Annotated in this window: 13 protein-coding genes and 3 pseudogenes; 4 read left to right on the top strand and 12 right to left on the bottom strand. The window is 57.2% G+C overall.

Annotation, left to right across the window (positions count from 1 at the left end; all coding sequences use genetic code 11):
• Nucleotides 1–138: 138 nt before the first annotated feature.
• Together ACFQI8_RS15480 and ACFQI8_RS15485 are read right to left on the bottom strand one after the other, a co-directional pair.
• Nucleotides 139–402: a type II toxin-antitoxin system RelE family toxin gene (locus tag ACFQI8_RS15480; RefSeq protein ID WP_390246339.1), complete on the bottom strand. Its 264-nt coding sequence runs from the start codon at nt 400–402 to the stop codon at nt 139–141.
• Nucleotides 395–673 carry a ribbon-helix-helix domain-containing protein gene (locus ACFQI8_RS15485; RefSeq protein ID WP_390246341.1) on the bottom strand — a complete coding sequence of 93 codons (279 nt, stop codon included), beginning with the start codon at nt 671–673 and terminating at the stop codon, nt 395–397. The genes ACFQI8_RS15480 and ACFQI8_RS15485 overlap by 8 nt, the downstream gene beginning before the upstream one ends.
• Nucleotides 674–722: 49 nt before the next feature.
• Between ACFQI8_RS15485 and ACFQI8_RS15490 the strand changes: the two genes are divergently transcribed.
• Nucleotides 723–929, top strand: a complete 207-nt coding sequence (locus tag ACFQI8_RS15490) for a hypothetical protein (protein ID WP_390246343.1) — start codon at nt 723–725, stop codon at nt 927–929.
• Between the two features lie 86 nt (nt 930–1,015).
• A pseudogene (locus ACFQI8_RS15495) lies at nt 1,016–2,378 on the top strand (restriction endonuclease).
• Nucleotides 2,379–2,391: 13 nt separating this feature from the next.
• Here the strand turns inward: ACFQI8_RS15495 and ACFQI8_RS15500 are convergent.
• Nucleotides 2,392–2,967 carry a hypothetical protein gene (locus ACFQI8_RS15500; protein ID WP_390246345.1) on the bottom strand — a complete coding sequence of 192 codons (576 nt, stop codon included), beginning with the start codon at nt 2,965–2,967 and terminating at the stop codon, nt 2,392–2,394.
• A gap of 161 nt (nt 2,968–3,128) precedes the next feature.
• On the opposite strand from ACFQI8_RS15500, the gene ACFQI8_RS15505 reads away from it, so the two are divergent.
• A complete protein-coding gene (locus ACFQI8_RS15505) occupies nt 3,129–4,064 on the top strand; it encodes an alpha/beta hydrolase (protein ID WP_390246347.1) in 936 nt (311 codons plus the stop codon).
• Nucleotides 4,065–4,245: 181 nt separating this feature from the next.
• Nucleotides 4,246–4,923, top strand: coding sequence for a helix-turn-helix domain-containing protein (locus ACFQI8_RS15510; protein ID WP_390246349.1), 678 nt, complete (start codon nt 4,246–4,248; stop codon nt 4,921–4,923).
• A 6-nt stretch (nt 4,924–4,929) separates the two neighbouring features.
• Here the strand turns inward: ACFQI8_RS15510 and ACFQI8_RS15515 are convergent, their stop codons facing one another.
• The 9 genes and pseudogenes from ACFQI8_RS15515 to ACFQI8_RS15555 all read right to left on the bottom strand — a co-directional run.
• Nucleotides 4,930–5,325: a DUF7567 family protein gene (locus tag ACFQI8_RS15515; RefSeq protein ID WP_390246351.1), complete on the bottom strand. Its 396-nt coding sequence runs from the start codon at nt 5,323–5,325 to the stop codon at nt 4,930–4,932.
• Nucleotides 5,326–5,457: 132 nt separating this feature from the next.
• A pseudogene (locus ACFQI8_RS15520) lies at nt 5,458–6,736 on the bottom strand (RNA-guided endonuclease InsQ/TnpB family protein).
• Nucleotides 6,733–6,888, bottom strand: coding sequence for a DUF2080 family transposase-associated protein (locus ACFQI8_RS15525; protein ID WP_143414403.1), 156 nt, complete (start codon nt 6,886–6,888; stop codon nt 6,733–6,735). Before ACFQI8_RS15525 ends, ACFQI8_RS15520 begins: the two are co-directional and overlap by 4 nt.
• A gap of 135 nt (nt 6,889–7,023) precedes the next feature.
• On the bottom strand, nt 7,024–7,392 hold the full coding sequence (locus ACFQI8_RS15530; protein WP_390246353.1) for a DUF7568 family protein: 369 nt from the start codon (nt 7,390–7,392) through the stop codon (nt 7,024–7,026).
• 3 nt (nt 7,393–7,395) lie between these two features.
• Nucleotides 7,396–7,879 (bottom strand): annotated as a pseudogene (locus ACFQI8_RS15535) (DUF7995 family protein).
• A 454-nt stretch (nt 7,880–8,333) separates the two neighbouring features.
• On the bottom strand, nt 8,334–8,996 hold the full coding sequence (locus ACFQI8_RS15540) for a hypothetical protein (RefSeq protein ID WP_390246355.1): 663 nt from the start codon (nt 8,994–8,996) through the stop codon (nt 8,334–8,336).
• Between the two features lie 66 nt (nt 8,997–9,062).
• Nucleotides 9,063–9,428 (bottom strand): hypothetical protein, encoded by a 366-nt coding sequence (locus ACFQI8_RS15545; RefSeq protein ID WP_390246357.1) that lies wholly within the window; start codon nt 9,426–9,428, stop codon nt 9,063–9,065.
• A 67-nt stretch (nt 9,429–9,495) separates the two neighbouring features.
• Nucleotides 9,496–9,618: a hypothetical protein gene (locus ACFQI8_RS15550; protein ID WP_390246359.1), complete on the bottom strand. Its 123-nt coding sequence runs from the start codon at nt 9,616–9,618 to the stop codon at nt 9,496–9,498.
• Nucleotides 9,619–9,668: 50 nt separating this feature from the next.
• Nucleotides 9,669–10,034, bottom strand: a 366-nt coding sequence (locus ACFQI8_RS15555) for an integrase core domain-containing protein (RefSeq protein ID WP_390246361.1), incomplete at its 5' end; no start/stop codon positions are given.

The raw sequence follows: 10,034 nt of genomic DNA on the forward strand, positions 1-10,034 counted from the left end.
GAATCGGTCATCGCTCGGTGACGGGGAGTGAACCCCCCCGCATCCCTCTCGGGGGCAATAAACACTACCGACCGGAATCGTACGTGAATCTCAGACCGAGTTCGTCACCGATCGGAGAAGCTCCGTAGGTAGAATGGGTTACGGCGGGAAGTGGCGATCGTAGATATTCCGGCGATGCCCAACCGCCTCGACGATGAGGACATCCTCGTCTCGGTCCCACGTGATGATCGCTCGGTAGTCGCCGGCGCGGAGCTTGTAGTACGGGTAGCCGGTGAGCTTTTCGAGTCGGTGCGAGGTCCAGTCTTTCGCCTCGTCAAGTTTCTTCACCAACCGTTCTTGGGCTTCGGTGTCAAGACCCTCCAGTAAATCGAGTGCTTTCGGTGTCCACTCGACCTCAGTCATCGATGCCCAACCGGTCCTTCACATCGTCTTGGGACACCGTCTCGCCCTCCTCTCGCTGCTTGCGACTCTCAGCCAAGTGTTCAAGCGCTTCCTCGGACAGTTTCGTGGGGGGATTGACGGCATCCCGGAGGGCATCGCGGATGAATTCGGACTTGGTCGCGTAGCCACGCTCCTCCCAGACGTCGTCGACCTGTGCCAGCAACGACTGGGGCACCCGGACGTTGATTTTCTCCATCTCGCCGTCGCCACCGGCGTCGCTGTCAGTGCTCATATGCTGTGATACGGCTGTATCACGTAAGTAGCTTCGGTTGAGTACGCGGGTGGTTGACGACGTCCAGACTGCGATTGAGGGAGAGTCGCCGATGTTCCGAGAGGTTCAGTACGACGGCTTGGCCGTCGACGCGGAAGCCGACGTACTCGACGGTGTCTCGGTGAGGCTGTGCGGGCGATACGACTGGAACCGATTCCGAACTGGCATAGGTACATTCCCGTTCATCGTTGCTCGCGGGCGGTTCGGTGACCCCTGAACCCCTCTCAGGGGTTCAACAAACAGGACGGCGTAGCGTTCGGCAACGTATTTGGCAGTTGCAACGTACTGTCCACATAATTGAGGATGGCTGTACTGGACGACCTCTCGGGGTTCGAGTTCGAGGATCTGATGGAGGACGTGTTCCGTAACCTCGGCTACGAGAACGTCCGGCAGGCCGAGCGGACGGCTGACGAGGGCCGGGATGTCCTAATGGAGGAAGTCGTCGACGGAACACGGAGGGCAATCGTCGTCGAGTGTAACACACGGGAACCGTTGGCCGGCCGGTCGTCCAGAAGCTCCATTCGGCCATCGCGACGTTCGACTTCGACGGCCCGAAACGCGGCATGGTCGTCACGACCGGTCGGTTTACGAATCCTGCCCAGGAGTACGCACAGCGCCTCCAGCAGAACGACGATCCGCATCCAATACAACTGCTCGACGGCGAAGACCTCCGAGAGATCGCCGACGAGATCGGTCTCGACCTCTACAACGGGCGCATCGAGATCCTTTGCGACGAGACGCTCCGGCCGTACGACCCGGCGGCCGACATCGACGCACCCGTCAAAGAGGCGTTCCGCGACATCGAGAACATCGAGGCTACGGACCTGCCAGTGTCGCACTCGCAGGTGACGTTTCGCCCGGTGGTTGCGATCACCGCCGACACCAACGCCGTCTTCGAAACGTCAGTCGGCGTCATCCATCGGATCAACGACCGCACACAGTTCGTCGTACACGCTGAGCGTGGGCATCCGACAGTAGCCGACGACGAAGTCGCGACGCTGGTCACCGAGAACTTCCACGCGACAGTCGATCTTGATGCCGACCGGTTCGGGGAGGTATTCGTCGACGTCGAGGAGCACCGCTTCGGCCAGACCCAAACGGAGTACAAGGAGTGGGCTGTTGACCGCCTTCAGGACTACCACACGACGACGGTGACCTACACCGGCGACAACAACGTCACGTACAACAAAACGTGTGAGCCGAATCTCTCGGACATCTCAGTGCAATCGATTGAGCCGGTGTATCTCCCCGAGGTTCGACAGACGACAGAACTACAGGAGTATTCGTATCCGTACGAATACTATGCTGCTGGCCCGTCACGGGTCACGCTGGAGGACGGCATTCATCGGTGCGTCCACTGCGAGACGAGCGGTGCCAACGAGGCCTACACCTATGTCCGAACTGCGGGGCGATCGCCTGCGACAGCCACATCAAGACCGAACGACTCGAAGGCGAACTGGTCTGTACCGGCTGTGCAGTGACCGAACGGTTTGCGCTGAAGACGAAGTACTTCTACGACGAGGAGAATCTCGAGGCCTTCCGCGAGGAGTACGCCGAGATGCCGCTTCACGAGAAGGCGATGGAGAACAAGCTACTCGCTGGGGGAAGCGTGGTCGCGACGCTGTTACTCCTCATCGGGCTGCTCGTCATCGGCGGCATCATCTAAGCGCGCTCAGTGTTCAGACTGGCTCAGCCACCAGCTCTTCGAGTGCGTGCTCCAGCGGGCCGTTGAACTGCCAGCTTGCCTGTTCGAAAGCCTCGTCGGTCGGGCCATCCCAGCGCGGGAACGCGGAATGACCGCTCACCTTGACCGTCCACTCGGCCGGCTCGTCGAACGGGCTCCGCGTCGGGAGCTCGACGACGTAGAGGTACTCCTCGTCGCCGTGAATGCCGTCAGCTGGATCCTCAACGCCGTGGCCCAGCAGAAACAGCGGCTGGTCGAGGTGCTCCATATTCTTTGGCTTGAGAAGATCCGCTGGCTGAGCCGCGTCGATCGTTCGCTCCGGGTCGCCATCCAGGTAGAGGCCGACCGTCGAGAGCTTGTCGAGGAACACGAACGTCGCCGCCGTGTAGCCCGGTCCGCGCTCGGCACGGGTCGCATCGAGAAGCTCTTTCAGTTGAGTGAGATCCCGAAGGACGCTCTCCGGGTAGCCATCTGAATGCCGGTACACTTGCGCTACGCGGTCGGCGCTTGCATCTGTCTCATCGGTCTGTTCGACTCGTTGGACGAATCGGAGTTGACTCCGTGTCGACATCCTGATACTCGCCGGCGCAGGAACAACACCACGCACTGATTGACTTCTTGCGATCCGCTATGGTGGCCGTTGATGATCCACCGTTACATTAGACGGGGATACTTAAACGCATTTTTAGTATAACATTGGACGCAAGCAGATACCCACCCTCGTTTCTGATGATGTCAGTTGACAACCCAGCTGAACTGGAAGAACAGGTCGAGAGCGTTCAATTCCCGAGCAAGGGTATGGAGCTTGCGGGGCACCTCTACGCCCCCGACGATCCGCCTGAGACGCCGCTTCCGGCCATCGTAATCGGGCATCAAACGACTGCTGTCAAAGAACAATCACCGGCCCTCTACGCTCAGCGGCTGGTCGAGCAGGGATTCATCGTGCTCACGTTCGATGCAGCCTACCAAGGCGAAAGCGAGGGTGAGCCCCACGGCTTGGAAGATCCGTTCCAGCGCGCCGAAGACTTCCGCAGCGCGGTGACGTACCTGACCACCCGTGAGGACGTTGACCCTAACGCAATCGGTGTGCTCGGGATCTGCGGGTCTGGGGGCTACGCCCCGCACGCTGCACAGACCGACCATCGGATGAAGGCTGTGGCCACCGTCAGCGCAGCGGATGTCCCCGACTTCTTCCGCAGCCCCGATCCCGAAGCATGGGAACAGATAGTTGAGCAGGCGGGAGCATTGCGCACTCAGGAAGCCGTCGGCTTCCCCGCTGAACTAGTCAGTGCATTGCCGGAACCGGACGAGGTTGACAATTCAACGCCGGCGAGTATCCGTGAGCTCGTTGACTACTACAAGACGCCCCGTGGTCGTCACCCCCGGTCGACCAACCAATGGGTCGCCCGCAGCGCCGATCTCCTTGACCAGTTCGAGCCGTTCGATGGCATAGACAAGATCGCACCACGGGCTTTGCTGATGATTGCTGGCACCGAGGCGGCCACGCTGCCTTACAGCGAGAATGCGGTCGAGAAGGCCGGCGAGAACGCCGAACTCTTCACGATCGACGGTGCAATGCATGCTGATCTCTACGACAAGGACAAGTACGTCTCCCCGGCTGTGGAGAAGCTGACCGATTTCTTTGACCACCATCTGACCAACGCCTAACACATAGACGCGATCAGACTGGTCCCGGCCAGATTCCCGGAACAGTCTTACATTTTCGGTTCGCTATTGCTACCACGATCGCAGACTCCCTTGGACTGTGTAGTAATCTCGCCTATACTCAGAACGATTCTCTAACTCTCCTCTCCAGACTTTAAACGCACGTAGATCGTAAGAGGATACAATGAACATCGTTACTGAATTCGTCATCAGTTCGCCGTCACTTCCGCTCGTCAGTATTCCGGATACACTGGAGCCCGACAAAATAGAATGCGTTCACGCACTCTGTCTCCAATCAGACGTGCGGACATTCACCGTACGGATTGATCCCGATGATACCGTCTCTCCAGAGAACCTCTCTGCTTTGGATGAAATCATGGAGGCAACGCTACTCGGTCAAACGACCAATGGGACTGTCTACCAGATCACGGTCGAACTTGACGAGTCAATATCCGAGGCGTTTGAGTCAGAACATATTGACGCTACGCAGCTGGAATCTACAACGATTACCGACAATCAATGGCGTGAAAAGAAGCTATTCAGAGACTACGAATCGTTTAACGAGTTCAGGCAAAGCTGTGAGAACCACGATATCTCGTTGGAACTTGTGTCTATTACCTCCGATCCATCGATCTCCGATGGCATAGCAGAAAGTGATTTGACAGACCGGCAGCGAGAAGCACTCTCACTTGCGCTCTCTCGCGGATACTACGAGAGTCCACGTAAAACCACGGCTCAAGAACTCGCTGAGGAATTCGACATCTCACAACCAGCAATGTCAAGTCTCCTCCGGCGCGGGGAACGTCAACTCCTCTCCTCTTCGCTAGGCTCACACGGCAAACTAAAATCGCTTTCTGTCTAGCGCGTACTACGCTAGATGTGACACCACATCTGGTTCCTCCACATCGTCGAATTCACCTCGCTCGACAGGTTCCCAGTCCCCACCTGGCTCCGGACTCCACCAGTCGACCTGGTAGGCGCCCGGTGCGCCGATGATTTTCACCCTTGCCGACCCATCAGGCAGGTCGCGTCGCAGTTTCTCATCAACGTGGAGGTTCCAAGTCGTGTCGGTATCGAAGCAGGCGAGCACGGCCTCCTCGTAGCCGCGTGTCTCTCGAGATTCCTGGAGCTTGACTTGGGTGTTGCAGTTCTTGCAGAACACCCCCTCGAAGGGGATGTGAGTGAAGACCTCCTGCCCGCAGACGGGGCACCAGAGGAACTCGAACAGTGCCTCACTGTGTCGGTCAAGTACTTCGAGAGTCATTGGTTGACTACCCCGGTCGTCTCGGGCCACCACCTCGTGCCCGGCCGAAAAACAGCGGCCAGCGGGGATCCACCCGCTCACCGTTCGGCGCCGTGAACTGCCTCGAGATCGGCCCCCGAGACTTCCCGTGGATTAGTCGGACACTCCCGCGACGCCATCGGTCTGATAGCCTCGAACGGCGTCGTGGGTCACGGTCGGGGCGTCCACGGCCCCCGATGCCTGCCGTCGCACCGTCCGCACTTGGGGAAGGCTGTTGAGAGCAGGCACATTCCATTCTTGGTGCTTCTTGATGCCTTTCACGGCGATATTCACGCTCGCACTCCGGTCGGCGTGGTCTTGATGCGAACAGGACTGGCACTTGAACCGCTTCTTGTGACGGTTCGCTCGTTCCGTATGGCCGCACATTGGACAGCATTGACTCGTGTATTCCGGATTGATCCAAGCCGTCGGAATCCCCACGAATGCTGCTTTGTAGGACGTGTAGTGCTGAAGCGCGCGGAACGGGAGGCGGTGCAAGCGCCGGTTCATCCGGCATCCGTAGTCGAGGCCGTCGCGCATCTCTTTGAGGTCTTCAAAGACGATGCACGGTGTGTTGAACTGCTGGCACCACTCCACGATGTGCCGAGACACTTTGTGGAGTCGGTCTCGAACGAATCGCTCTTCTCGACCTTCGACCGAGTCGAGGACGCTCAACTTTCCAGCTTCTCGGAGGCGCTTTCTGATCGTGAAGTAACGGTGGCATTCGAACTTGATGTCCGGAAATTCGATAACGACCGTATCCTCGACACTGTCCTCGGAGAGTGCAGTCAGCGCCACATTGTCCTCGTTGACATCCACGCCAACGACTGTCCGTGAATTTTCTTTGTCTCGAACGGTCCCCTCGGAGCAGGTAACGTTGACGTGCAACTCGGCGTTGCCGTTTCGGAACAGGGCTTCCGCCGTCCCTATCGTCCACGCATCGCTTTCGAGTGCGGTCTTGAGAATGTCGAGATGAGCGTCGTCACCATCGAGGACGCCCTTGACGTGCTTGTAGGGTTTCGCACTGATCCGGAACGCTACGTCGCCGTCGTCGGTGAGTGACAGGGTGTACCCCTCCTCGTAGTTCGCCCGGAGCGGGTACGTTCCATCTTTGGTGTGGCTGGGTTTGTTGTAGTCGTCGTACTCGTAGTAGTTCTCCATCGCACCGAGTGCTTTGGCGACGACGCGCTGTGTCGTGTTTTTTTACGAGGGTGGCGTCCTCGGCTACGCGGTCGGGAATGTCGTCCCAATCCACACCTTCCTTGGCGAGTCGGATAGTTTGGTTGTATACCGACCTCGCTTCGAGGGTGGCGTCGTACAGCAGGCTCTCATTGTCGCTCTGGATGTCGAGCTGGAAGTCCAGCGTCTTGATGAGAGCCTGTGAATCGGTCATTCTTCGTCTTGTTCGGTTGGTTCTGAGGTACGGACGACTTTTACGTCAGCCCCACGCCAGCGTTTGGGGACGGTGACGTGGGCGCTGTTCCCGAACTCTTTGACTTGGCCGTCGAGAACTTCCTCACCGTCGATTTGAAACCGATTCGCCATATCTGTGTATATCCTTTGGATATACTTAATTGGATCGGTGGCTGCCCCTCTATATATAGGTGAGAAGCGAACGAGCCCTGCACACCTGTTCCTTAGCGGGACGTACGGCCTTCACTCTCGGAGTCCAGCCCTGAGTCACGACGTACTCCGCCCGTAGACGATGCGTGAGGGGGCTTCGTACCCACAGTCAGGGCAGTCGTACCACCGCTGGACTTTCGCCCCGCCTGCCGCCTTCTCGCCGATGAGGACGTCGCCGTTTGGACACTCCGGACAGCTGAGGTCCGGAGCGGGACGCTCCCGGAGCTCGTCACGGAACGCCGTCGCGTCCTTCGTCTCGTATCCTCGCGACCACACCAGGTAGCCGTCGACGAGGATTGCCCCACGCCATTTGTACCGGTAGGAATCCGGTGCTCGATGCAAGACGGCTCGCGCACCAGTCTCGGTGTTTCGATACGCGAGTGCCGCTGAACGGCTCTCACGCTGCCAATTTGTAATTTGAGGCATCTGTTAGAAGTGGACGTCTGCGGGCACGATCCAGAGCTCTTCACTCTCCTCGAGGAGTCGATCTAGTTGCTCGCGATAGCGGATGCCGTTCGCGTACTCGTTGTACAAGAACCGCGTCGTACGCACCGACCTGGGGGAACACGTGCCGGACAAGGTCCTCGTCGCGCATGATCTCCTCGTCGGAGAGCTCGTCGATGGCCTCTTTCACCCGGTCGAGGTTGCGATCGAACTCTTCTTTCGTCGCTTCCCATCCCTGGTCGAGTAGGTCTTGCCCGTCATCAGGGTCAACCGGTGCTGCAGCCGGGAGTTCTCCCCACCGTGCCTTGCCTGCGATGGAGGTATCCCCCTCGTCGAAGGTCACAAAATAGTCGAATACTGCGCAGGAATGCGGCTTAGCGCCAACTAACCGATTGAACACTGTTTTCCCCACAGCCAGTGCTTCGTTTTCTGTGGATGCCTCTACGAGCGCGTAGATGACCATATGCATCTGAACCACTCAACGCCCATCGGTACGGTCACCGACGCGCGCCACTCTCTCGCTGGCGCGAATAGACAGCTACCAGAGGAGAGGGTGATCCGTAGCGAACTTTACGACCGGAGTGACGTTGGCAATTCTGACGGCAGTCGGTGGTAGCCTCGGCGGCACCTTCGTCTACAGGTTGTTACTGGGTGCGCTCAGTATTGGCCGCCTCGTCGGCTCCGCCGTCGCCCCGTACGTCGAGGCATCCCCTACGGCACGGTCCCCCGAACCCACCCAGCCCAGACTTCCTCTTTCGATTGGCTGTTCGCCATTGCCGGGAAGAGACAGCATACGATGATAAAGCTGGTTGGAACAATTCAGCGCAATATCCAGTCCCCGGGTAATCTCCTCAGAGAACCTACAGAGGACTATCCAGATACGATACCTCGTCTGGCTCTTCGACAACGAACCCAATCGGGTTTCAGTCCCCGGCCACAGTTTGTGGCGATCCTGGGTTGTTGGTTGACGTAAATGCCCCCGCCCACCGAAGTACGACAAGAACAGTTGCACAGAACAACGAGAACGGGACTAACAGTGCACTTGTCGGACCGAATGCGGAGGTCATGTATGCATACGTCAGGAGGAATGTCCCGCCGAATAACGCGACATAATCTCGCGCTCCCCAAGAATGGACTTGGATCCAGTGTGGATACTCTATCTGACCCTTCCGACGGAAAAAGAGAAGGACAACTGTCAAGCCAGTTGCTAGTGCATGGTGGAGAAGCAACACTGTGTCTGGTGTCGCCGACCAAGCCGCTGTGAGTAGCGAAATGAGAAGGCCGGAAATAATGGTGACCGGAATGTACGTAAGCGTGTAGAGGACGACCTCGTTCCAGACTGACCGATCGTCAGTTGTAGCCTTATCCGTGAAGTGAATCACGTGGTGGCGAAACGCTGTCGTTAGCACAAGAGCCCCGATTACAGATGTGATGATGATCGCCGTGAGGAATCCCGCATCTTCCGGAAGGTAGCCTCCAAATCGGGTGCTGAAGACTGGTGCAGACAGGATTGTGAGCGAGTACATGCTCAGAATCGCTATCCCCAGTGAATCCACAACCGATCTGTCGGGGTGATCACCGGTCATGTTAGATGCTTCATTGCCTTTCACTGAGAACTTTATGCTAGACATATAATCTATATTGAGTTTGGGTCAAACCCGTTCGGAACGGTTGGCGTTGATCAACAGCCAGTAGACGATAACCAGGAGAATAGTGAAGGTCACGGTCCCAGCAATCCCCGGCAGGACAATTGAGACTTCACCCGGAAATAGCAGTTCCTCTACGACACCCACTCCGATGGACAGCGCAAGTACCGAAACGAAGACAAGGATAGTCAGGTAGCCGAATTCAGCAACGTAAGAAGCATTCACTGCATGAACAGCGATAGCAAGAACAACAAACGCTGGAAACCCGAAAATGAATTGGGCATTTGAGGGGACAAAGACTGTGCTAACGATCCCAATTAGCACTGTGTACAGTGAAGTCGCTACTATATTATGGAGGGAATTTCTGCTCATGGGTTTGTATTTATCCAGCCGCCAAAAATAATTTACCTAGGGAATATTTGAGAATATCCTAAGGGCGTCAGGTGTCGATCTCAATGCTGTAGAACTCAGTTCCGAGGTTTGGTGGCTGGTACGATTCTTTGGCCGGCATAAAGTTCGTCTGGGTGACACCACCCTTGAGTCCGTTGAACACGACCTTCATTCGGACACCGATGTCAGCCTCACCCGATTGAAGGTCAGTATCGGCACTGTCTAGTTAGTGGCCTCCTCGACCGGTGTTCGTCCGTCGAGCGCTTGATGCGGTCGCTGAAAGTTATAGTAATGAACGAACACTGCAAGCCACCGGCGGACGCTCAGCCGACTGCCCACCCATGAATTGTGGAAACGGTCAACTCTCATTTTGAACGTCTGAAACCACTTTTCAATCAGGTTTCGGTCTGTGTAGTCGACCCGACCGTTCAACCTTAATCGAGAGAAGGCAGTCCGATACCCAAAGGCATCAGCCAGAAACACCGTCTCTGAACAGTCGTGTTTCTCACAGACTCCGTGGAGAAACGCAGCTGCTGGATCGGTTCCATGACGCTTGAACAGCGCGACGTCAAGAATCACTTTTGTGTC

The sequence above is a fragment of the Haloferax chudinovii genome (genome assembly GCF_042663345.1).
Classification (GTDB): domain Archaea; phylum Halobacteriota; class Halobacteria; order Halobacteriales; family Haloferacaceae; genus Haloferax; species Haloferax chudinovii.

Bases quoted from the DNA above. Each gene is read 5' to 3' on its own strand.
- ACFQI8_RS15480 (WP_390246339.1), bottom strand. From the start codon at position 402: ATGACTGAGGTCGAGTGGACACCGAAAGCACTCGATTTACTGGAGGGT.
- ACFQI8_RS15515 (WP_390246351.1), bottom strand. From the start codon at position 5,325: ATGACTCTCGAAGTACTTGACCGACACAGTGAGGCACTGTTCGAGTTC.
- ACFQI8_RS15500 (WP_390246345.1), bottom strand. From the start codon at position 2,967: ATGTCGACACGGAGTCAACTCCGATTCGTCCAACGAGTCGAACAGACC.
- ACFQI8_RS15510 (WP_390246349.1), top strand. From the start codon at position 4,246: ATGAACATCGTTACTGAATTCGTCATCAGTTCGCCGTCACTTCCGCTC.
- ACFQI8_RS15485 (WP_390246341.1), bottom strand. From the start codon at position 673: ATGAGCACTGACAGCGACGCCGGTGGCGACGGCGAGATGGAGAAAATC.
- ACFQI8_RS15525 (WP_143414403.1), bottom strand. From the start codon at position 6,888: ATGGCGAATCGGTTTCAAATCGACGGTGAGGAAGTTCTCGACGGCCAA.
- ACFQI8_RS15540 (WP_390246355.1), bottom strand. From the start codon at position 8,996: ATGACCGGTGATCACCCCGACAGATCGGTTGTGGATTCACTGGGGATA.
- ACFQI8_RS15505 (WP_390246347.1), top strand. From the start codon at position 3,129: ATGTCAGTTGACAACCCAGCTGAACTGGAAGAACAGGTCGAGAGCGTT.
- ACFQI8_RS15550 (WP_390246359.1), bottom strand. From the start codon at position 9,618: ATGAAGGTCGTGTTCAACGGACTCAAGGGTGGTGTCACCCAGACGAAC.
- ACFQI8_RS15545 (WP_390246357.1), bottom strand. From the start codon at position 9,428: ATGAGCAGAAATTCCCTCCATAATATAGTAGCGACTTCACTGTACACA.
- ACFQI8_RS15530 (WP_390246353.1), bottom strand. From the start codon at position 7,392: ATGCCTCAAATTACAAATTGGCAGCGTGAGAGCCGTTCAGCGGCACTC.